Source organism: Rossellomorea yichunensis, from assembly GCF_032337515.1.
GTDB lineage: Bacteria > Bacillota > Bacilli > Bacillales > Bacillaceae_B > Rossellomorea > Rossellomorea yichunensis.
The window spans coordinates 132,514-154,452 of record NZ_JAVYAD010000003.1; the positions used below are offsets into that span (position 1 = coordinate 132,514).

Consider the following 21,939-nt stretch of genomic DNA (forward strand, 5'->3'; position numbering starts at 1 on the left):
TAAAAGAAGGTGAAATCTTGATTTATTTAGATAATAGTGCAACAACCAAGCCATATAAGGAAGTATTGGATACATTTCTTAAAGTGAATGAACACTTTTATGCTAATCCTTCATCGATTCATTCCTTTGGAGGGCGTATTGAAAAATTAATTCAACAGTCCAGGGAACAAGTGGCCTCATTATTAGGTATAAAGCAGAAAGAGGTATTCTTTACCTCTGGTGGAACAGAATCGAATAACCTGGCGATAAAGGGGACGGCTTTACAATACGGGCACAGAGGGAAACATATTATTACCACGAATATAGAGCACCCTTCCGTCCGGAGTGCCGTTAAACAATTAGAGTTATTCGGGTATTCAGTGACATACCTCGATGTCGATGCGCAAGGAAGGATTCAACCTGAACAAGTAAAAGACGCGATCCAGGAAGACACCATTCTCGTCTCTGTCATGCAGGTGAACAACGAAATCGGGAGTGTTCAGCCGATCAGGGAAATAGGGATGCTGCTTTCTGACTATCCAAAGATCCTTTTTCACGTTGATGCTGTTCAGGCATGCGGGAAGGTCCCCCTTATTCTCCACGAAAGGCATATTGATTTATGCAGCATTTCCGCTCATAAAATACATGGCATTAAAGGAACTGGAATGCTCTATGTGAGGGACGGACTTGAGCTATCCCCTATCATTTCAGGTGGGGAGCAAGAAGGGAATCTCAGAAGCGGTACGGAAAACACAGGTGGAATTGTGTCATTTGCAAAGGCATTAAGGATGCACCTTACGGAAAGTAAACAACAGCTTCCTATGATGGAGGAAAACCAGCGATATTTAAGAAAAGAACTGGAAAGAATGGAAGGTGTGACCGTTCATACACCAGTGGAGCACCATGCTCCTCACATCCTTAACTTTTCTATAGAAGATTTCAAAGGTGAGGTCGTCGTTCACGCATTGGACCTGCATGATGTGTTCGTGTCCACAACAAGTGCATGTTCATCAAAGCAAAGTAAGCCAAGTCGAACCCTTCTATCGATGGGTGTATCAAAGAGCCAGGCGAACAGCTCCATTCGTATCAGTCTGTCTTTTCACAATACGATGGAAGAGTGCCGTCAGTTCATACAGTTATTAAAAAAAGAAATAGAACAATTACAAAAGACAATGAGGAGATCACGATGAATTATAATCGCATATTAGTCAGATACGGTGAAATTTCAACAAAAGGCAGAAACCGAAAGATGTTCACGGCCAAGCTACGGGAAAATATTTTGCAGGCATTGAAAGATTTTCCAACGATTTCAGTTTCAGCAAGCCGGGATCGATTGCATATCCAATTAGGGGAAGAGAACGGGGAAGAAATCATTCCAAGATTGGAGAAAATCTTTGGAATCCAATCCTTCAGTCCGGTTGTAAAAGTGGCTCAGGATATCGAGGAGATCAACCAAGCAGGATTGGCCCTCGTTCAAAAGAGTTTCACACCGGGGAAAACATTCAAGGTGTCTGCCCGGAGAGCGGATAAAAAGTTCTCAATGGATACAAACGAATTGAATTACGAGGTTGGATCCTATATCCTCCGAAATATGGATGGATTAAAAGTGGATGTGAAAAATCCAGATATCAACCTTAATGTAGAAGTTAGAAAAGAGGGTGTCTATCTCTCCTCGGAAATTTATCAAGGCTCAACGGGGATGCCGGTTGGCGCAAGCGGAAAAGCGATGCTCATGCTATCAGGAGGCATCGATAGTCCGGTTGCCGGGTATTTAACGATGAAACGAGGCGTTGAAATAGAGGCGGTCCATTTCCACAGCCCACCTTTTACAAGTGAGCGGGCAAAGCAAAAGGTGATCGATCTTTCCAAGAAACTGTCTGCATTCAGTGGAAAGGTGAAGTTGCATATCGTACCGTTCACGAAAATTCAGCAAACCATTCATGATCAGGTTCCTGAAAATTACACGATGACTTCAACGAGACGTATGATGCTCCGTATTGCTGATGAGATTCGTGAAAAGAATGAAGGATTGGCCCTGGTGACCGGGGAAAGTCTTGGACAGGTAGCGAGTCAGACGTTAGAAAGCATGCAGGCCATTAATGATGTGACAAATACACCGGTACTCAGACCGCTCATCGCCATGGACAAGCTTGAAATCATTGATATCGCTCAAAAGATCGATACACATGATATCTCGATTCTCCCATATGAAGACTGCTGTACCATCTTCACGCCACCTGCACCAAAAACAAGACCTAAAAAAGATAAAGTGACGTATTATGAAAGCTTTGTTGATTTTGATACTCTTATTAAAGAAGCCGTCGAAGGTACGGAAACCATCACCATTGATGGATCAACAGGTTCAAATGTAGAAAAAACCTTTGACGAACTACTCTAAAAATTTAGGATTATTTACCAACAATTTTCTTTGCATGAAGCCATGTGTTTTTACACAATCTATACTCACAAGGAGGTGAAAACACATGGCAAACAGAAGTTCAAATCAATTAGTAGCTCCAGGAGCTCAACAAGCAATCGACCAAATGAAATACGAAATCGCTTCAGAATTCGGAGTTCAACTTGGTGCAGATGCAACAGCACGCGCTAACGGTTCTGTAGGTGGTGAAATCACTAAACGTTTAGTTCAAATGGCTGAACAACAAATCGGTGGCGGATACGCAAAATAATTAAATACAATGGCTACAAGGAGCGAGATTCTCTCGCTCCTTTTTAATTTTTTCTTTTTGGCTCTATTAAAGTCTAATGTTGTTTTTTACTATGATGAAAGAGGCTGGAACAAAACTAAAAAACCACGATATAAAGACGAACAATAGGTAGGTTCTTAATACCGCTAATGATTTCCGTGCAAGACTACGCTTTCCGCGGGTAGCTCGTGAGCCTCCACGGCAAGCCTGCGGGTGGAGAAATGCGGAGGGGCTTCGCTCAGAGGCCTTATGACATTTGCCTCTAAGCCCTATAGCTGGACAAGTCTCACATAAGTTACTTTTCCCGAGGGAGTCTTCGTCCTGCACTCCAATAAACCGCTGGAAATAGCTAAAATTAAATGTACGAAAATAAATAATAGACCGAATAAATATGCCTAATAGCCAGCAGATCTGTTCGTGTTTTTCTTAGACTAAAACACTTTAGTCCCAGCCTCTTTAGGGTGTTATTCAACTAACTTCTTCAATAATGAAATAATTTTTAATACTTTTATTGTTCTCTGATGATTTTCCGTGAATCACTATGTAATTGATAACGGGTGTAGAATTACCATTCATATTCAATATTATAAAGGTTGGTTTTATCGATTAAATGCCGTTAAGTTTGTTTCTGGGAAAAATCGTAAAAATATCTACAATAGGAGCTTTCTGGTGTTTTTCAAAACGTAATTAGGTAGCCGGAATAAGAAGCACAGAGTGGAGCGGAAAGGAACGGTCCAAGGTTACACACTACAACTCATTCAAAAGATACAAGGTTCACCGCCAGCCCCGTGAAAAGCGAGCATCCTGTAGCGGAAATCAACTATTACTTTCTTCTTTAAGATAGCTAGAAACTTTAAGACAAGAGCCTTTTTCTTTGAAAGTTGATGTTATTTTTTGATCGGATTTTGTAAATCACCCCTGATTTATGACCCTTTTGTCGAAAATCCTCATAATTTGTATATAGGAAAAATATAAACGAATAATTTAAAAAATTTGAATTATTTTGTATAATAGAGAAGAATCGACAAACAAGGGGGAGCCAGAATGAAGAGAGAAGAACTTATTGCACCAGAAAAGTACAATTTAGTAGAGGAAGTAGAGAAGTACGCAGGTGATCAACAGAAGCTTGCAATTAAATGGGAAAACGAAGAGGGAACGAAAGCCGAAATCAGCTACCGGGAATTATTGAACAATGTAAATAAAATTGGAAACGTTTTCTTGGGTTCGAACCTGGTAAAAGGCGATGTCATCCTTGTGATGGTTCCCCGTTTAATCGAAGCGTACGCTGTGTACCTTGCTGCTCTTAAATCCGGGCTCGTGGTGATCCCAAGTTCAGAAATGCTTAGAACAAAGGATCTTGAATACAGAATCGACCACGGTGACGTGAAAGGAATTGTAGCTTACTCTCCATTTGTTGAGCAGTTTGAAAACGTAAGAGGAATGGAAAATCTCCAAAAGTTCGTTGTGGGGGACAAACAAGAAGGATGGATTGCATTAGAGGATGAAATGAAAACAGCTTCTGAAGAATTATCCTTCGCTGATACAAAGCGTGATGATATGGCGTTCCTTTCTTATACGTCAGGTACGACTGGAAACCCTAAAGGAGTTGTCCATACTCATGGCTGGGCATACGCTCACTTGAAGACGGCAGCCCGTGAATGGCTATCCATTGATGAGGGAGACACGGTTTGGGCTACTGCAGGTCCGGGGTGGCAGAAGTGGATATGGAGTCCGTTCCTGTCTGTACTGGGATCCGGAGCCACTGGACTTGTATATCAAGGTAAATTCGAACCTAATAAATATCTTCAATTGCTTCAGGACAATGGAGTCAATGTTCTGTGCTGTACACCAACAGAGTATCGCCTGATGGCCAAAGTGGATAATCTAGGTTCTTATAAACTAAATCAATTACATAGTGCAGTATCGGCTGGTGAACCATTAAACAGGGAAGTTATCGATGCCTTTAAGAGACATTTTAATATAGAAGTCCGTGATGGTTATGGCCAAACCGAAAATACGCTCCTCGTCGGTATCATGAAAGGCATGGAGCTGAAACCGGGCTCAATGGGGAAACCAACTCCAGGAAACAGAGTGGAAATCATTAACGAGGAAGGGTATCCATGTGAAGTCGGAGAAGTCGGGGATATCGCGGTTCATGTAGAAACACCTGCTCTATTCAAAAATTATTATAAAGATCCCGAGCGGACTGCGATGCAATTCAGAGGGGATTATTACATTACAGGTGATAAAGCGAAAAAGGATGAAGATGGCTACTTCTGGTTCGAAGGAAGAGGAGACGATATCATCATCAGCTCCGGATATACCATTGGACCATTCGAAGTGGAAGATGCCTTAGTCAAGCACCCATCGGTTCAGGAGTGTGCCGTTGTAGGAAGTCCCGATGAAGTAAGGGGACTGATCGTGAAAGCCTTTGTCGTACTGCGAAATGATGTGAATCAAGAGGATCCCGAATTGATTCCTGCTCTACAGCAGCATGTAAAAGACTTAACAGCACCGTACAAATACCCCCGTAAAATTGAATTTGTGAGAGAATTGCCGAAAACAACTTCAGGAAAGATTAGAAGAATCGAACTGAGACAAAAAGAAATGAGTTCAGTTAAAAACTAATCAGGGATAGGGAGCCTTTAGGGCTCTCTATTTTTATGAAAAGGCTTTTTTTTGTAAAGTTTGTTGCTTATTGTAGATGGAGAAAGTAATAGTTGATTTCCGCTACAGGATGCTCGCTTTCCGCGGAGCTGGCGGTGAGCCTCCTCGGCTGCGCCTGCGGGGTCTCAACTGTCCAGCTACGGGGCTTAGGGGCTCGAGGTCATAAGCCAAGTCTGCCAAAAAGGCAAAGAGCGCCTTTCCGGCAGACTCGACTTATGCTTGTCGCCCCAAGGCAAAGCCCCTCCGCTTTTCGTACTGTCCAGCTATTCCCGCAGGAGTCGATCATCCTTCCGCTCCAGTCAACTTTCTGAGCATGAATCCTTAATGGAAAACAATTAAAACAAGAATTTTAGTAAACAATCTCATTTAAGTGTATGTAGAGATTGATTTACCTTTTAAGGAAGAATAATTTTTTTAGTTACTTTGTTTTCTTGCACACCTTGAAGCTCTGTCAAGAAAATTCTGTTAAAGATGGTGAGGGGAACTGCGTAGACTCCTGCGGAAGTACGGACGTGCCGAGACCCCGGAAGCGAAGCTGAGGAGGCTCGGCCGAACGTCCGCGGAAAGCGGAGCAGTTCCCCTCACCATCCAGCATAAACTGGTTGACAGAGCCCTCACAGATACTATTTTAGAATACAACAATCTCTATGAAAAGAACCTTATAAAAAACCTTTCTCTTTCAGATTCCTCCTATAATATGGTACATTTGAAAAACAGAATTTTTTTATAAAGAAGGGGTAAACATCATGGGCACTTTATGGAAAAACGGAATCATTTATACAATGCAAGAGGAAGGGCATCACGTTGAAGCGGTCTACACGGAAGATGGGGTCATCAAAGGAGTGGGCTCATCCGAAGACTTGGCGAAGAGTGAACAATTCACTATTGAGTCCGAAGTAGATCTTGGGAAAAAAGTGATGTTTCCCGGGTTTGTCGATAGTCACATGCACTTGATTGGGCATGGCGAAACGTTAATGAGGCTGGATCTTTCCAGTATGAATAGTAAGCAGGAAGTATTAGAGGCAATAAAAGAAAAAGCAAATGGGCTCATGAAAGGTGAATGGGTCATTGGCGAAGGCTGGAACGAAAACCTCTGGAGTGATGCGGCGGTTTTAACCAAGCAGGAAATTGATGAAGTCGTACCGGATCATCCTGTACTCCTGAAACGCATTTGCCGTCATGCCATGGTGGTGAATTCACCCGCTTTAAAAAATGCAGGTATCGATGAGGGGACTCCCGATCCTTCCGGTGGATTGATTGAGAGGGATGAAGCTGGTGAATTAAACGGATTGTTAAAGGATAAGGCTCAGGATCTGATGATCGATGCATTACCGGCCATCTCCTCTGAGTATCTTGTAGGTGCCCTGACGAAAGGAATCGAAAGCTGCTGGGAGCACGGACTGGTAGGTGGACATACAGAAGATTTAAGCTACTATGGAAACTTTAAGAAAACGTATGATGCATTTGTACAAACAATCACCGAGGGCAAGAAGAAATTCAGGGCTCATCTATTGGTTCATCATGAAGTGATTGAAGATTGGAAGGAAGATGGTCACCATTTCCTCAGCGGCAATCAATTTATTGAATTCGGTGCCATGAAGATCTTTGCTGATGGGGCTTTAGGCGGCCGGACTGCCCTATTAAGCTATCCATATGCCGATGACCCAAGCACAAGCGGAGTCAGCATCCATACAAACGAAAAACTCCTTGAACTTGTGAAGAAGGCTAGAAAGTATGATCTTCCGATTGCCGTTCATACGATTGGAGATCAGGCTTTTGAAAATGTACTCGATAGCATCATGAAAGTGCCATCTCACTTTGGAAGACGGGATCGACTCATTCATGCCCAAATCCTCCGTAAAGAGCTGATCGAGAAGATAAAGGATCTTCCGTTAATTCTTGATATTCAACCAAGGTTTGTTGCGTCGGATTTCCCTTGGGTAGTCGAGAGACTTGGAGAGGAAAACATGGAGTATAACTATGCGTGGAAAACACTTCTTGAGGAAGGCATCCCATGTGCCGGTGGATCTGATGCGCCAATCGAGCCGATTAATCCGCTTTGGGGAATTCATGCGGCGGTTACGAGAACGAATCCATTGGATCCTGACAAAACAGAGTATCGCCCTGAAGAAAAGCTTACGATGTATGAAGCCCTCTCCCTGTTTACAAAGGGAAGTGCCTATGCCTGTCACCATGAAAGTGACAGAGGGCAGATACGTGAAGGATTTACGGCGGACTTTACCGTTTTAGACATCGATCCGTTCAAAGTGGATGCCGATCAATTGTTAAACAAAGTAGTAGCTATGACGGTGGTAGACGAGACCATCGTTTATAAAAAAAATAAATAATCATTGCCCCCAAAACTTTTCATGGATATAATGGAGATATTTCGGAAATAGAAATAGTTTTGGGGGTGTTTTTATGAAGCAAAACGATCAAGCTGGAATCATCTACACAGCTTTTTCATATTTTTTATGGGGAATTCTCCCGATCTATTGGAAATGGTTGAATCATGTTTCCGCCTATGAAATTCTCGCTAACCGCATTTTTTGGTCCTTTTGGTTTATGCTACTATTTTTATTCGTAAGTAAACGCTGGAAGGACTTTTCCTTATATTTAAAAACATCTCTTACGAAAAAGAAGCAGCTGTTTGCATTACTACTCGCTTCTTTATTGATCAGTACGAACTGGTTCATTTATATTTGGGCCGTGAATACAAATCAAATGGTGGAAGCGAGCCTGGGGTATTATATTAATCCCCTGGTGAGCGTATTGTTAGGGGTATTTATCCTGAAGGAAAGCTTGTCAAAAGCTCAAATGGTCTCATTTGGTTTGGCCGCGATCGGGGTTCTGATTCTCACGATTTCCTACGGTGATTTCCCATGGATCGCTATCGGTCTTGCATTCTCTTTCGGGTTATACGGATTAGCCAAAAAGCTCATCCAGGTCGAATCATCCATCGGCCTGACCCTGGAAACCCTGACCATCGCTCCAGTGTCCCTACTCTACCTGGGCTATATGTACAATGAAGGTTCCATGTCCCTTTTCCATGTATCGTTAGGGACGGACCTCTTATTGATGGGTGCGGGGGCGGTAACCGCCATCCCTTTATTGTTCTTTTCAAAGGGTGCTCAACAAATCCCGCTTTATATGGTCGGATTCCTGCAATACATTGCACCGACCCTCACATTGATTCTCGGCATATGGGTCTATAACGAAACTTTCTCATTCACCCATCTCATTTCGTTTATGTTCATATGGCTCGCCTTAACCATCTTCACAGCTTCAAGAGTGCAATACGCCAGAAAGCGAAGACGGGAAGCGAGATTATCCGCTTGATAAAATGCGAAAAGCTCCAGCATGTGCTGGAGCTTTTTGTATAGGGACGGACCTTGGTTTTGTTCACAATTTGGAACAACAAACGGGGAAAGTGGCACAAGTTTATCCGGAAGTTGCACAAGTTTGGTCGAAAGTGGCACAAGTTAGCCTGGTTTTGGCACAACAGAGAGGAAAATGGGGTTCTGATTCCCATTCAGAACCCTATTTTTTTATAAGAACGAACGCTTCACTTTCTCCCAGAACGAATTATCCTTCAATTTCACGGTTTTAATGATTTTATCGCTTAACTTCGCTTCGACTTTTTCTACGTGTTGAATGCTAAGAGCCTCATTGTCCATTCCCATTGCAGGATAGTCATTACCGTCCTGAACGATCTTAAGAACCAGGCGGCGCTTATCGCTAAGAATGAAGGAAGACCCTAGCGTACGGTAGCGGTTATTATTCAAGGACGCCATCTCACTCACTTGAATGCAAGGCAGCATCGGATCCACGACTGCTCCGCTGACCGATTTATTATAAGCGGTACTTCCCGTCGGAGTCGCTATGATCATCCCATCTCCCCTGAACGTTTCGAAATGGTTATCATCGATGAAAACGTCCATGACGAAGGTTTTGATGATGCCGGAGCGGATGCTGAATTCATTCAGGCAATGGAAGGAGGTCTGGTTATCGACGGTAATTTCAATGGTCGGATATTTACGTACCTCGATTTGCTCGGTTGTCATCGCTTCAATCATTTTGGATGTGTCATCAATATGGAAGTCGCAATACATACTCAGGGTGCCACCTGTAGAAATACCTGCATACAAGCAATCCTGTCTGAATCCGGTTTGGCGGACGGCTTGAAGAAACGTACCATCCCCTCCGATACTGACGATGATATTGGCTGTCTTTGGAGAATCGACAATGTTGAAATCATAACGGTTGGCAAGCTCATATAATCGGTCCAGCTTTGCTTGCATCCCTTTTTCATTTAAGGCATAGAAATAAATATTTCGACGGTTATTCATCGTATGTAGTACCTCCCTGAAATAAAAAATAAGATAATTTTTCCCATTTCCATGAAATTTTGCTAGAATCTAACTTAGTGAATATTCTATCATGTTTTCACATGAGAATGATATTTATATCCTTACATAAGATAGGGTAAACAAGGGAGGAATATACAAGATGAATGCAAAAAGATGGACGGCATTAGGTATTGCTGTTGGGTTATTCTTTGTTTCTGTCGTAGTCAATTTCGCTACATCTGCGGCGACCGGTGATTTTAATAAAGCATTTGAAGACATGCTTGGCGCAACAGACAACCCTTTTTCAGAAGAAGTGATTGATGAGGGGGATGCCCAGAAACGAATCGCTGTTTTAGAAGTAGAGGGTGTCATTCAGGATACGGGTGGCGCTAATTCTCTATTTGAAAGCCCGGGATACAACCATGAACTCTTTATGGATAAGCTGGATGCGGTTCAAAAAGATAAATCTGTCAAAGGGATTATTTTAAAAGTGAATTCCCCTGGTGGCGGCGTAGTGGAGAGTGCTCAGATCCATTCGAAGCTTGTAGAAATCATGGATAAAGCGAAAAAGCCGATTTATGTATCAATGGGGGGCACGGCAGCCTCCGGAGGTTACTACATATCTGCACCGGCTACGAAAATATTCGCCAGCAAAGAAACACTGACCGGTTCACTCGGTGTAATCATGCAAAGCATCAACTATTCGGAGCTCGCAGAGAAATATGGAGTCGATTTCGTGACCATCAAGAGCGGACCGTACAAAGACATCATGAGCCCGACACGTGAAATGACGGAAGAAGAGAGAAAGATTCTTCAATCCATGATCGATAATTCCTATGAAGGCTTCGTCGATGTCATCGCAAGTGGCCGTGATATGTCAGAAGCAGAGGTCAAGAAAATCGCAGACGGAAGAGTATATGATGGAATCCAGGCCAAAGAAGTCAATCTGATTGACGAATTCGGCTATGTAGAGGATACCATTGAAGCCATGAAGAAAGATTATAAGTTAAAAGGTGCTCAAGTATTTGAATATACTGCAGGCGATCCTTTCTCCGAATTCTTCAGTATGGGTGCAAAGAAAATGATAGGGCAGGACATGGAAGCAGCGGCATTAATGAAGCTGCTATCTAAGCCGAATTCTCCACGATTAATGTATCTATACTCTGAATAAGGAAGGTGAAAGAAGTGAGTGACACACAAGATCGTTCTGTACTACATGATGAAGAGCGGGAGCGGATCGAAATCGATTCCCCTTCTCCTGATCAATCAAGGCCCGTGAATCACGATGGATATTACTTAGCAGGATTTTGGATAAGGTTCTGGGCGTACTTACTGGACCTAATCGTGATTGGCAGCATTACACGATTAGTGGTGAATCCCGTCTTTAAACTATTGGATATTTCACTTTCTGAAGGCTCCATGTTTGCACCGATTTCAATATTAACGAGTATCGTCTTCTATGGCTACTTTATTTTGATGACGAAATACTTCAGCCAAACGATCGGGAAAATGGTGTTCGGCATTAGGGTCATCGATTTAAAAGGAAGGAAGCCTTCGTGGGGAACGATTATATTTAGAGAGTTGATCGGCCGATTTATCTCTACTACGATCTTTATTCTCTACGTGGTTGTAGCCTTTACGAATAAAAAACAAGGAATACATGATTTGTTCGCTGATACTACGGTTGTTCAGGAAAAGAAGCAGCTGGAGTTTAAGCCTGCTCTTTAAATAATTGTTGTTTTGAAACCAAACCTGTTTATATGGGTTTGGTTTTTTAAAATTGAGAGAAGTATTTCGGTTTTACATTAAATGTAAAACGACGCAAAAACCGTTAAAAATGACGCAAATAATTGAAAAAAGACGCAATAAATGAAAATACGACGCAATTCCAACGGGAAACGACGTAATTATTAAAAAGCAGACGTTCAGATTCCCCTCAAGTGCCGCAATATTCATCAAATATTTCTCTTTTCCCCATAAAACAAGCCCGGTCCCCATACAAAATCTCTCCTCCCTAGTTTAATTTCCCAGGCAAAGGCCATAATAAGAGGTTGAAGGGTGTGAAAATATGAGTTGGTGGATTTGGACTATACTAATCGTTATGGCACTTATCTTGTTGATCTTATTTCTTCTGATTATTACGAAGCTTACTGTTACTCTCACGTTGTACCACGGAAATGATAATGACCATTTCAAGGTGAAGCTGAGGGCATGGTTTGGCTTGCTAAAATATACAATCGATATCCCGTTAGTCAAACTCGATGATGATGGTCCGAATATCGTGTATGAGGAAGAAAAGAAAAAAGGCAATGAAAGCAATCCATCAAATAAAAAAGTTTCTAAAAAGAAAATCACTCCAAATGATTTTATAGATAGTTTGAATGATACGAAGCAACTCATCATACATGTCCAGTCACTTCACAGAATCATCAGGTCGTTTCTCAAGAAAGTCAAACTGGATCATGTGCAATGGAAAACGTTATTCGGCACTGGCGATGCAGCTTCAACAGGGACGTTGACTGGGACAATCTGGGGGATGAAAGGAAGTATCATCGGGATTCTGAGCGGTTATATGCGCCTTCAATCCATGCCCGTCATAGAGGTGACTCCGACGTTCCAGCATGCTGTGATCCAAACGCAATTTTCATGTATTATCCAGTTTCGCATAGGGAATGCTATCCTAGTAGGTTTCAAGATACTTCGGTACTGGAGAGGCGGCATGGCTAAGTTCAAGACAAAGCCCCTTTCCACACTTTCTGGAGAAAAACATTCAGTTTAATAAGGAGGTCTTTACATGTCAGAACATCCTATTGAAGGTCTAATGACCACGGCAATGGAAAATTTAAAAGAAATGATCGATGTGAATACGATTATCGGTGATCCCGTTGAAACACCCGATGGAAGTGTCATCCTGACAGTATCAAAGGTTGGCTTTGGATTTGCTGCAGGCGGAAGTGAATTCATCCTTGATGGTGGTAAAGGAAAAGATGATGGTGGCGGAAAAGGCGGAGATAGCGGAAGCAATCAATCATCCCAGAAGCAGCAGCCATTCGGTGGAGGGAGCGGGGGCGGTGTCTCCATCACCCCGATCGCTTTCTTGATCGTCAGTTCAAAAGGAATCAAGATGCTTCATTTAGATGAAAGCACTCATCTGATCGATCGCCTGCTGGACTTAGCTCCCGGTGCCATCGAAAAGATTCAGGGCATGATGAAAAAGGACGATAACAAGCAGGACAATAACAGTCAGGGTAATCACAATCAAAAACTTGACCTGTAAAAGATAGAGAGCTTACTCGAGTATGAGTGAGCTCATCTTTTTTTTGAAAAGAACCCCTATTATTTGCTTTACCGTATCGTTTTTCTGTACTATAAACATGTACATATTATTATGGAGGAGGAACAAATAATGGCAAACATTACATTTAAGAATAACCCTGTCACTCTATTAGGTAATGAGGTAAAAGTAGGGGACAAAGCTCCTAACTTCACAGTATTAGCTAATGATTTATCGGAAGTCACACTGAATGATTCCAAAGGCAAGGTGCGTTTGATCAGTGTCGTTCCTTCCATCGATACAGGTGTTTGTGATGCACAAACAAGAAAATTCAATGAAGAAGCAACCAAGTTTGATAATGTAGAAGTATTGACGATTTCCGTGGATCTTCCATTCGCTCAAAAGCGCTGGTGCGGGGCAAACGGTATCGAAAACGTTCAAACGCTTTCCGATCACCGCGATCTTTCTTTCGGTGAAGCATTCGGCGTACACATCCAAGAGCTTCGTCTGCTTGCACGTGCTGTGTTCGTAGTAAACAGCAACGATGAAGTGACATATGTTGAATATGTAAGCGAAGCAACGAACCACCCGGATTATGACGCTGCCGTTGAAGCAGTGAAGAACGCTAAATAATTCCGTCCCAACTGAACAATGCTTAGACATGCTGACCTGACTTTCCCATGGTCAGCATTGTTTTTTTTACAAACGTTATGGACAGAGGTAAAATAGATGAATGAAATTGTGATAAAGGAATGAGTGCCGATGATTAATTCGCCAGTCGAATCATTATTTGGAATAATCGATGAAACTGCTACACTGCTGCAAGAGGAATTAGCATGCAGCTATTTAGAAGCTGTTGCCGAAACAGGTGAAAACCTATTTCAGGGTGACGTCCTGCAAGAGGAAGTAAGTGAGCTGACCAAGAAACGTTTGAACAAAAAGTACGATGAAGTGACACTTTCTCAGCTGGAGAATGAAAATATCCGTAAAGCCTTTCAATTTGCGATACTAAAAGGAATGAAAGAAAACGTACAGCCGAATCATCAAATGACTCCGGACTCACTTGGTTTATTTATCAGCTACTTAGTCAATAAATTCACCCGGGGCACGGACAAGCTCACCATCCTGGATCCGGCGATCGGAACAGGAAACCTCCTGACGACGGTATTGAATCAAATGCCAGGAAAAGAAACACAATCCATCGGGGTCGAAATTGATGAAGTATTGATCAAACTTGCATACGTAGGAGCCGATCTTCAAAAACATCCACTACAGCTCTTTAATCAGGATTCAATCGAACCACTGTTCATCGACCCTGTAGACCTTGTGTTATGTGATCTGCCAATCGGCTATTACCCGAACGATTTACGTGCACAGGACTATGAGCTGAAAGCAGAAGAAGGCCATTCATATGCCCACCATCTGTTTATGGAACAAAGCCTGAAGCACACGAAAGACGGAGGATACCTTTTCTTCATCGTGCCAAATGGACTTTTCGAATCCCCATACAGTGCACAGCTGCAAACGTATTTGAAAGAAAAGGCAGACATCCAAGGCTTCTTACAGCTGCCTCTTTCCCTGTTCAAAAACAAAAACTCAGCGAAAAGCATTCTGATCCTTCAAAAGAAAAAAGATGGCCTGAAGCCACCTAAAGAAGTATTGCTTGCCCAGCTGCCAAGCTTATCGAATCAAAGAGCCCTGCAGGACATCATGTCTAAGATCGATCAGTGGCTTGCACAGAATAAACAATAAAATTTTACTGGACTGCCTTTTGGCGGTCTTTTTTTGTGTTTTACTCTCCATCTGTTACGGGTATGAAGGAAACGAGGCATTCGATTTTGGGATATCGACCGTTTTTGCGACTTATCAACCTTTAATCGGATATATCGACCGTTATCCAGATATATCGACCGTTCTACACAATCCGACAAAAATTGCGGACCTCCAAGCTCCCGCTTCCACGCTACTATCTTTTTATCACCACGAATTCTGTTTTTTGCGAAAATATTTAATTTAACATGAAAACGATGTCATTTCAAGCTTTTTCTTGAAATAGGGGGGAGTCAGTGATTTAATGGGGAATTGAGAGATAAAAAATGATTCAATGAACAGAATAAATAAGAGTCAAGAGATCGAAAACAAAAGGAGCGATACAACGTGGCAAAAAAAGTGATTGCAATTAATGCTGGAAGCTCTTCTTTAAAGTTTCAGCTTTTTGATATGCCTGAAGAAACGGTTATTACAAAAGGTCTTATTGAACGTATCGGACTGAATGATGCGGTATTTAATATAACGGTTAATGATGAGAAACGTGAAGAAGTGACAGATATTCCGAACCATGAGGTAGCGGTTAAAATGCTGCTTGAAAAGCTGACAGGCTTTGGCATCATCGATTCACTTGATGAAATCGACGGGATCGGACATCGTGTCGTACATGGTGGCGAGGTCTTTAATGAATCCGTTCTGATCACGGACGAAGTAGTATCCAAGATTGAAGAACTTTCTGATCTGGCTCCACTTCATAACCCGGCAAACCTGACGGGTATCAAGGCATTCCATAATGTATTGCCGAATGTACCTGCGGTTGCTGTCTTTGATACAGCGTTCCACCAATCCATGCCGGAAAGCTCGTTCTTATACAGCCTTCCTTATGAGTACTATGAAGATTACGGAATCCGTAAGTACGGCTTCCACGGTACTTCCCATAAGTATGTATCCGAGCGTGCTGCGGAAATGCTTGGCCGTCCGAAAGAGCAAGTCCGCTTGATTTCTTGTCACCTTGGGAATGGGGCAAGTATCGCAGCGATCGAAGGCGGTAAATCAATCGATACATCCATGGGCTTCACTCCACTTGCTGGTGTTGCCATGGGAACTCGTTCAGGTAATATCGACCCTGCCCTTATCCCGTTCATTATGGAGAAAACGGGATCAACGGCTGATGAAGTATTGAACATCCTGAACAAGAAATCCGGTATGCTTGGTGTATCCGGGTTCTCAAGTGACCTTCGTGATATCGAGCAACAGGCTTCTGAAGGTAACGAGCGTGCGGAACTGGCTCTTGAAGTGTTCGCCAACCGTATCCATAAATACATCGGTTCTTATGCATCCCGCATGTACGGTGTAGACGCAATTGTCTTCACAGCAGGTATCGGTGAAAACAGTACGCTAATCCGTGAAAGAGTCCTTCAAGGCTTGGAATTCATGGGCGTATACTGGGATCCGGCACGTAATCAGGTCCGCGGTAAAGAAGCATTCGTTAACTACCCGCATTCACCTGTAAAAGTCATGATCATTCCGACAAACGAAGAAGTCATGATTGCACGTGATGTAGTGGAAAAAGGAAATATCTAATAAACTTACACAGGATCGCCTTTCGGGGGGATCCTGTTTTTTTACTTTCTAGTCGTAGAAAACGATAATTTTCGACAAAAGGATCATAAAATTGAAAAGCGGATCATATATGAGAATCTTGGATCATAAGTTGTCGAAACCGGTTCATATATCAGATTTCCGGTTCGAAAATTGTCAAAACCGGTTCATATATCTAAACAGAGGGTCATATAGTGGATTGGATCATGCTGGTTAAATGTGTGAAGGCTTTTAATGACCTTGATCACCCTGTTATAGTCCAATTTGTAATGGAATTTTCACTATTTCATGTAGGTTTGTTTCTGGTGATAGGGGCATTATGCTGTACAAGCTAGAGGATTCTTTAGTAAGGATCACCTTCCACGAAAAATCATGCGAGATATGATGGGAATCATTCCGGATTAGCGATTATCGTGCGGGATTTTAAAAAATCGTGCCACATTGTCGAAATGTCTATGTGCCGTCCCACAAGCATTTCACTAAGTGACTAACTTTACTGACTATTCCAAACGCTTACTCATAACAAAAGGATTGTCCTCCCTAGATATGGTATACTATACGTAATTTAACGAATGTAAAAGGAGTGGGAGAAGTGAATTGGTCAGAACGAGATAATCAGGTATGGCAGTCGATTAAAGCGTGGAGAGAAGAATTATTTGAATACGAAGCGAATGATTTGGAGCATACATATGTGAAATGGTTGGATTACGCATTTGAATCCATCCCTGAAGATGTTCAGGCTCAATTTTTCCAGCGGCTGGATGGCTGGTTGTTCCACATGCACTCTCTTATTCAAGGTTCACAGATGCAAAATGACGCCCGTGAGCGCATCCTTGTGACGGCACGAGCCTTTAATCAAGACATTCAGACGGTCGAGGATCTTCATTATTTAACGATTGATCAGCTTCATTACATAGCGGAACAGCATGCGGGACGACATCGCATCTACTCCCTGTTACAAGGAGGGGTGACGGGGACCGGCGGCCTAGTAGCGATCGGTTCTGATCTGCCTGCCATGCTCGTCATCAATCTTCGTTCGGTGCAGCTCATTGCCATCACCTATGGATTTGATGTGCAGACCCCATTTGAAATGATGACGTCACTGAAAGTGTTTCATGCAGCGACCCTTCCTGCAAGGCTCCGTGCCCTTGCGTGGGAAGATTTGATGGAGGATTTAAATAAGAAGGATTCCAATTACTTCTATGATGGATCGGAGCAGCTGACGGACTACACGTGGCTGGAAGGATCCATGAAACAGGCGCTTAAAGCCATGGCCATCACTATGTTCAAAGGGAAGAAGTGGTCCGGTCTGCCCCTTGTAAGCATCGCCATCGGAGCGGGTTCGAATTATCAGCTTTCCAGAAAAATTACCGATTTTGCGGAAAAATATTATCAGTACCGCTATTTACGCGAAAAGAAAAATGACCAATAAACGACGGGGAATGATGTGATCACATCATTCCCCTTTGTGTTTTATCCGGAGTGGTCCGATACCAGATCCATAAATCATTGATCTCTGAAGCTCTCTCGGAAATCTCTCCGTTGATCATGCAGGATCTGTCGAAATTGTCTTCCTGGGCTAACTTCGCCTGCAGTCTTTCAATCTCCTCTTCTATTTCCTGGATCCGGTCAGGAATCATTCCCCGCACGCGCTCCCATTCAAGAAGAATGATTTCCTGTTCCTCAGGAGAGTAAGAGGGCCAATCCTTCGAGACCCGGGGAAGATGAATTCCAAGTCTTGAATTATATGAAAAAAATTCGTTTTTCATCTATATGGATGCTCCTTACTTTTCATTCTTCTTTCATCCTACAATAAATGAACCGACAAGCCCAGTACAAAGGGAATCTCACATTCCATCGATAAAATATTTATACAAATTTATGAATAAGTATTGATGTATCTCTCATTAACTGCTAATATAAATTCATCTTAAAGAATAAATATTCATTTTATATAAAATCAACAGGAGGAGATACGGATGAATAAAAAAGTGGTATTAGCCTATTCAGGTGGTTTAGATACGTCAGTCGCGGTTCAATGGTTAAAGGAAAAAGGATATGAAGTGATTGCATGTTGCCTGGATGTCGGGGAAGGAAAAGATTTAGATTTTGTTCAAGCGAAGGCGCTGAAAGTAGGAGCTTCAAAAAGCTTTGTGATTGATGCCAAGGAAGAATTTGCGAATGAATATGCCCTTCTTGCATTACAAAGTCACGCCCTGTACGAAGGAAAGTATCCACTGGTATCTGCTTTATCAAGACCTTTGATTGCCCAAAAACTTGTGGAAATCGCTGAGCAGGAAAATGCTACTGCGGTCGCACATGGATGTACAGGGAAAGGGAATGACCAGGTGAGATTTGAAGTATCCATCGCTGCATTGAATCCTAATTTAGAAGTGATTGCACCGGTTCGCGAATGGAAATGGTCACGTGAGGAAGAGATTGAATATGCGAAGGACAAGGGCATTCCTATTCCGATCAATCTTGATTCTCCTTATAGCATCGATCAGAACTTATGGGGTAGAAGCAATGAATGTGGTGTTCTTGAAGATCCATGGGCCGCTCCACCTGAGGATGCATATGATTTAACGTCCAGTATTGAAGAGTCACCAAACGAAGCTGATGTGGTAGAGATTACATTCTCTAATGGTGTTCCTGTTGAATTGAATCATGTCGCATATCCGCTGCATGAGATCATTTCCAAACTGAATGTCATCGCTGGTAAGCATGGGGTCGGACGTATCGATCATGTGGAGAACCGCCTGGTCGGGATCAAGTCACGCGAAGTGTATGAGTGTCCAGCTGCCGTCACGCTGTTAAAGGCACATAAGGAGCTTGAAGACCTCACGCTTGTGAAAGAACTTGCTCATTACAAACCTGTGATCGAGAAGAAAATGACGGAATTGATTTATGAAGGATTATGGTTTTCGCCACTGAATAAAGCACTGAAAGCATTCCTTGATCAAACTCAAGTGTATGTAAATGGTGTCGTACGCGTGAAGTTATTCAAGGGTCATGCAATCGTGGAAGGAAGAAAATCACCGAATTCCTTATATGATGAAAAACTTGCGACCTATACAAAAGCCGATGAATTCGATCATGATGCAGCCGTTGGATTCATTCAGTTATGGGGTCTGCCGACAAAGGTTTCAGCAATGATCAACGCTGAAAAGAAGGAGAAAGTGACTCTATGAGCAAACTCTGGGGAGGACGTTTCACAAAGAAGCCTGAAGAATGGGTGGATGAATTCAACGCATCCATCTCTTTCGATCAGGAGCTCGTTCTAGAAGATATTGAAGGCAGCATCGCCCATGTGAAAATGTTAAAGAAATGCGGGATCTTGACTGTCAGTGAAGCGGATCAAATCCTTGACGGACTTCATGTGCTGTACGGAAAAGCCGAAAAGAATGAACTTCAGTTTTCTGTCGAGTATGAAGATATTCACCTGAATTTGGAGAAGCAGCTGATTGATTTAATCGGCGAGGTCGGCGGTAAACTTCATACAGGCAGAAGCCGAAATGACCAGATTGCGACCGACATGCATCTGTTTCTAAAGAGACGCGTGGAGGAGATCGTGAAACTCGTTGAGGACCTTCAGGAGGCGATCATCTTTCAGGCGGAAAAAAATGTAGAAACGATCATTCCCGGATATACTCATCTTCAACGTGCCCAGCCGATCTCTTTCGCTCATCATCTGATGTGTTATTTCTGGATGATCAATCGGGATAAGGAGCGTCTCGTTGACTCTCTTAAAAGAATCGACATATCTCCATTAGGCGCAGGTGCACTGGCTGGGACGACATTCCCGATCGACAGGGAATATTCAGCTGATCTTCTCGGCTTCGGTTCATGCTATGAAAACAGTCTCGATGCCGTAAGTGATCGTGATTTTATCCTGGAATTCCTGAGCAACAGTTCGATTATGATGACGCATCTTTCCCGTTTAGCGGAAGAAATGATTCTGTGGTCCACGGAAGAGTTTCGATTCATCGAGCTTGATGACAGCTTCACGACAGGCAGCAGCATCATGCCGCAAAAGAAAAACCCGGATATGGCGGAGCTTGTCAGAGGGAAGACAGGAAGAGTGAATGGAAATCTCATTTCTCTACTTACCGTTTTAAAGGGCTTGCCTCTTGCGTACAACAAGGATATGCAGGAAGACAAGGAAGGTATGTTTGATACCGTTAAAACGGTGGTGGGATCCCTGAAGATTTTCACGGGAATGATCTCTACGATGAAAGTGAACACGAAACAAATGGAGAAAGCGGTTGGTAACGACTTTTCCAACGCGACAGAGCTTGCAGACTATTTGGCGACAAAAGGGATTCCGTTCAGACAAGCCCATGAAATCGTCGGGAAGCTGGTTCTCTATTGTATTGAAAAAGGCTGCTATCTGAAGGATGTTTCTTTGGAGGAGTACGGTGAATTTTCTTCCTTGATTGAAGAAGATATTTATTCGATTTTGACTCCGTATTCGGCGGTTGAAAGAAGAAAGTCGTATGGTGGTACCGGGTTTGAACAAGTGAAGGTTCAGATTGAGAAGGGGAAAGCTCATTTGAAATACCTTACAGCTCAATCAGTGTAGAAAAAGAGAGCCGTTGAACGTAGTGATAATCTAAATTCAACGGCTCTCTTATTTTTATGAAATTACTCTTCCACTTCTTCTGTTCTTACAACAAGAACATCACAATGGGCAGCACGTGTGATATGCTCTGACACACTTCCGATGAGGAATCGTTCGACGGCGTTGAGTCCGGTTGCGCCGCATATGACAAGGTCTGCTCCTACGTTCTTTGTTGCTTCTCTTGGGATGATCACTTTCGGGGAGCCGTACTCGACATAGGTTTTCACTTTTGTTAACCCTGCTTCTGCAGCTTCTGCTTTGTACTCTTCTAACAATTCTTCAGCATACTTGATAGCTCTTTCTCCTACCGTCCGATCATAGGATTCGATTGCCGCGAAGGAACGGGTATCAATCACGTGTATCAATGAAAGAATAGCATCATTCCGTTTAGCGATGGCGATCCCTTTTTTGAATGCCCATTCCGCTTCTTTGGATCCATCTACAGCTACTAATATGTTCTGATATTTTAAACTCATTGTTATCCCCTCCTTACCATTATCATACTATATTTTTCCACTCATATCTGTAGCCAATTTTCGAACAATATAAGGGAATAGATTACTTAGTATAAGGGGGAATCGACATGAAGAAGAAGGATCCGAAAGAGCAGTTTTCGTATGATGAGCAGGCAAATGAACAGGTGAGCCAGCAGATCATGGATTCTTATACGAGCGGAGTCATTGATACGGAGAATGGTCAATATGGCACGTATGAGAATGAAGAGTATGAGAAGTAGGCTGTAAAGATATCTATTTTCTACAAGCTTCCATGCTTAGGGTAATATATATGAAGCTGAAGCTGAATAAAGGCAGTCGAAAGCAAGCAGGATATTTTCCTGCTTGCTTTTTTATTGGCTGACATTGATTGATTTTTCTTATATCAATAAGAGAATGTTATGAATGTCCTTTCAGTTTTCATATTATTCGAATGCCCCTTTTTACAGTAGAATGAAGAGTAAATGATGGGAAAATATGT

General features: G+C 42.6%; 20 protein-coding genes. 17 read left to right on the forward strand and 3 right to left on the reverse strand.

Annotated elements, in window-relative coordinates; all coding sequences use genetic code 11:
- Nucleotides 1-17 precede the first annotated feature (17 nt).
- The 6 genes from RSX31_RS08515 (at nucleotide 18) to rarD (ending at nucleotide 8,690) form a co-directional block, all read left to right on the forward strand.
- Nucleotides 18-1,169, forward strand: a complete 1,152-nt coding sequence (locus RSX31_RS08515; RefSeq protein WP_315634268.1) for a cysteine desulfurase family protein — start codon at nucleotides 18-20, stop codon at nucleotides 1,167-1,169.
- Complete coding sequence (thiI, locus tag RSX31_RS08520; RefSeq protein WP_315634269.1) at nucleotides 1,166-2,377, forward strand: tRNA uracil 4-sulfurtransferase ThiI; 1,212 nt, start codon at nucleotides 1,166-1,168, stop codon at nucleotides 2,375-2,377. The genes RSX31_RS08515 and thiI overlap by 4 nt, the downstream gene beginning before the upstream one ends.
- 85 nt (nucleotides 2,378-2,462) lie before the next feature.
- Entirely contained in the window at nucleotides 2,463-2,666 is a 204-nt protein-coding gene (locus tag RSX31_RS08525) for an alpha/beta-type small acid-soluble spore protein (protein ID WP_315634270.1), read from the forward strand.
- A 1,062-nt stretch (nucleotides 2,667-3,728) separates the two neighbouring features.
- On the forward strand, nucleotides 3,729-5,312 hold the full coding sequence (mbcS, locus tag RSX31_RS08530) for an acyl-CoA synthetase MbcS (RefSeq protein WP_315634271.1): 1,584 nt from the start codon (nucleotides 3,729-3,731) through the stop codon (nucleotides 5,310-5,312).
- A gap of 785 nt (nucleotides 5,313-6,097) precedes the next feature.
- The gene (locus RSX31_RS08535) at nucleotides 6,098-7,699 is read left to right on the forward strand and encodes an amidohydrolase (RefSeq protein ID WP_315634272.1); all 1,602 of its coding nucleotides are present in this window, start codon (nucleotides 6,098-6,100) and stop codon (nucleotides 7,697-7,699) included.
- Between the two features lie 73 nt (nucleotides 7,700-7,772).
- Nucleotides 7,773-8,690: an EamA family transporter RarD gene (rarD, locus tag RSX31_RS08540; protein ID WP_148996122.1), complete on the forward strand. Its 918-nt coding sequence runs from the start codon at nucleotides 7,773-7,775 to the stop codon at nucleotides 8,688-8,690.
- A gap of 209 nt (nucleotides 8,691-8,899) precedes the next feature.
- Here the strand turns inward: rarD and RSX31_RS08545 are convergent, their stop codons facing one another.
- On the reverse strand, nucleotides 8,900-9,700 hold the full coding sequence (locus RSX31_RS08545; RefSeq protein WP_315634273.1) for an NAD kinase: 801 nt from the start codon (nucleotides 9,698-9,700) through the stop codon (nucleotides 8,900-8,902).
- A gap of 160 nt (nucleotides 9,701-9,860) precedes the next feature.
- Between RSX31_RS08545 and sppA the strand changes: the two genes are divergently transcribed.
- The 8 genes from sppA to RSX31_RS08585 all read left to right on the forward strand — a co-directional run bounded on the left by sppA (nucleotide 9,861) and on the right by RSX31_RS08585 (nucleotide 17,775).
- Nucleotides 9,861-10,871 (forward strand): signal peptide peptidase SppA, encoded by a 1,011-nt coding sequence (sppA, locus tag RSX31_RS08550; protein WP_315634274.1) that lies wholly within the window; start codon nucleotides 9,861-9,863, stop codon nucleotides 10,869-10,871.
- 71 nt (nucleotides 10,872-10,942) lie between these two features.
- Nucleotides 10,943-11,428: an RDD family protein gene (locus tag RSX31_RS08555; RefSeq protein WP_315634512.1), complete on the forward strand. Its 486-nt coding sequence runs from the start codon at nucleotides 10,943-10,945 to the stop codon at nucleotides 11,426-11,428.
- A gap of 340 nt (nucleotides 11,429-11,768) precedes the next feature.
- Nucleotides 11,769-12,479, forward strand: coding sequence for a DUF2953 domain-containing protein (locus tag RSX31_RS08560; RefSeq protein WP_315634275.1), 711 nt, complete (start codon nucleotides 11,769-11,771; stop codon nucleotides 12,477-12,479).
- Nucleotides 12,480-12,494: 15 nt separating this feature from the next.
- Nucleotides 12,495-12,977, forward strand: coding sequence for a GerW family sporulation protein (gene ytfJ / locus RSX31_RS08565; RefSeq protein WP_148970926.1), 483 nt, complete (start codon nucleotides 12,495-12,497; stop codon nucleotides 12,975-12,977).
- A gap of 129 nt (nucleotides 12,978-13,106) precedes the next feature.
- The gene (gene tpx, locus RSX31_RS08570; protein ID WP_148996118.1) at nucleotides 13,107-13,607 is read left to right on the forward strand and encodes a thiol peroxidase; all 501 of its coding nucleotides are present in this window, start codon (nucleotides 13,107-13,109) and stop codon (nucleotides 13,605-13,607) included.
- Nucleotides 13,608-13,739: 132 nt separating this feature from the next.
- A complete protein-coding gene (locus tag RSX31_RS08575; RefSeq protein WP_315634513.1) occupies nucleotides 13,740-14,726 on the forward strand; it encodes a class I SAM-dependent methyltransferase in 987 nt (328 codons plus the stop codon).
- A gap of 405 nt (nucleotides 14,727-15,131) precedes the next feature.
- A complete protein-coding gene (locus tag RSX31_RS08580; RefSeq protein WP_148970924.1) occupies nucleotides 15,132-16,325 on the forward strand; it encodes an acetate kinase in 1,194 nt (397 codons plus the stop codon).
- Between the two features lie 610 nt (nucleotides 16,326-16,935).
- Entirely contained in the window at nucleotides 16,936-17,775 is an 840-nt protein-coding gene (locus RSX31_RS08585) for an EcsC family protein (protein WP_148970923.1), read from the forward strand.
- Nucleotides 17,776-17,794: 19 nt separating this feature from the next.
- Here RSX31_RS08585 and RSX31_RS08590 read toward each other — a convergent pair whose 3' ends face one another.
- On the reverse strand, nucleotides 17,795-18,112 hold the full coding sequence (locus tag RSX31_RS08590; RefSeq protein WP_315634276.1) for a hypothetical protein: 318 nt from the start codon (nucleotides 18,110-18,112) through the stop codon (nucleotides 17,795-17,797).
- Between the two features lie 210 nt (nucleotides 18,113-18,322).
- Here RSX31_RS08590 and RSX31_RS08595 point away from each other — a divergent pair, with 210 nt between their 5' ends.
- Both RSX31_RS08595 and argH read left to right on the forward strand, forming a co-directional pair.
- Nucleotides 18,323-19,534, forward strand: a complete 1,212-nt coding sequence (locus tag RSX31_RS08595; protein WP_282138909.1) for an argininosuccinate synthase — start codon at nucleotides 18,323-18,325, stop codon at nucleotides 19,532-19,534.
- On the forward strand, nucleotides 19,531-20,925 hold the full coding sequence (argH, locus tag RSX31_RS08600) for an argininosuccinate lyase (protein WP_315634277.1): 1,395 nt from the start codon (nucleotides 19,531-19,533) through the stop codon (nucleotides 20,923-20,925). Before RSX31_RS08595 ends, argH begins: the two co-directional genes overlap by 4 nt.
- A gap of 62 nt (nucleotides 20,926-20,987) precedes the next feature.
- Here the strand turns inward: argH and RSX31_RS08605 are convergent, their stop codons facing one another.
- Nucleotides 20,988-21,440 (reverse strand): universal stress protein, encoded by a 453-nt coding sequence (locus tag RSX31_RS08605; protein WP_113969746.1) that lies wholly within the window; start codon nucleotides 21,438-21,440, stop codon nucleotides 20,988-20,990.
- A gap of 107 nt (nucleotides 21,441-21,547) precedes the next feature.
- On the opposite strand from RSX31_RS08605, the gene RSX31_RS08610 reads away from it, so the two are divergent.
- Entirely contained in the window at nucleotides 21,548-21,700 is a 153-nt protein-coding gene (locus RSX31_RS08610; protein WP_282138907.1) for a hypothetical protein, read from the forward strand.
- Nucleotides 21,701-21,939 lie beyond the last annotated feature (239 nt).

Excerpts from the sequence above, each read along its gene's own strand:
- thiI (WP_315634269.1), top strand. The coding sequence starts at position 1,166 with ATGAATTATAATCGCATATTAGTCAGATACGGTGAAATTTCAACAAAA.
- RSX31_RS08525 (WP_315634270.1), top strand. The coding sequence starts at position 2,463 with ATGGCAAACAGAAGTTCAAATCAATTAGTAGCTCCAGGAGCTCAACAA.
- mbcS (WP_315634271.1), top strand. The coding sequence starts at position 3,729 with ATGAAGAGAGAAGAACTTATTGCACCAGAAAAGTACAATTTAGTAGAG.
- RSX31_RS08535 (WP_315634272.1), top strand. The coding sequence starts at position 6,098 with ATGGGCACTTTATGGAAAAACGGAATCATTTATACAATGCAAGAGGAA.
- rarD (WP_148996122.1), top strand. The coding sequence starts at position 7,773 with ATGAAGCAAAACGATCAAGCTGGAATCATCTACACAGCTTTTTCATAT.
- RSX31_RS08545 (WP_315634273.1), bottom strand. The coding sequence starts at position 9,700 with ATGAATAACCGTCGAAATATTTATTTCTATGCCTTAAATGAAAAAGGG.
- sppA (WP_315634274.1), top strand. The coding sequence starts at position 9,861 with ATGAATGCAAAAAGATGGACGGCATTAGGTATTGCTGTTGGGTTATTC.
- RSX31_RS08560 (WP_315634275.1), top strand. The coding sequence starts at position 11,769 with ATGAGTTGGTGGATTTGGACTATACTAATCGTTATGGCACTTATCTTG.
- ytfJ (WP_148970926.1), top strand. The coding sequence starts at position 12,495 with ATGTCAGAACATCCTATTGAAGGTCTAATGACCACGGCAATGGAAAAT.
- tpx (WP_148996118.1), top strand. The coding sequence starts at position 13,107 with ATGGCAAACATTACATTTAAGAATAACCCTGTCACTCTATTAGGTAAT.
- RSX31_RS08590 (WP_315634276.1), bottom strand. The coding sequence starts at position 18,112 with ATGAAAAACGAATTTTTTTCATATAATTCAAGACTTGGAATTCATCTT.
- RSX31_RS08595 (WP_282138909.1), top strand. The coding sequence starts at position 18,323 with ATGAATAAAAAAGTGGTATTAGCCTATTCAGGTGGTTTAGATACGTCA.
- argH (WP_315634277.1), top strand. The coding sequence starts at position 19,531 with ATGAGCAAACTCTGGGGAGGACGTTTCACAAAGAAGCCTGAAGAATGG.
- RSX31_RS08605 (WP_113969746.1), bottom strand. The coding sequence starts at position 21,440 with ATGAGTTTAAAATATCAGAACATATTAGTAGCTGTAGATGGATCCAAA.
- RSX31_RS08610 (WP_282138907.1), top strand. The coding sequence starts at position 21,548 with ATGAAGAAGAAGGATCCGAAAGAGCAGTTTTCGTATGATGAGCAGGCA.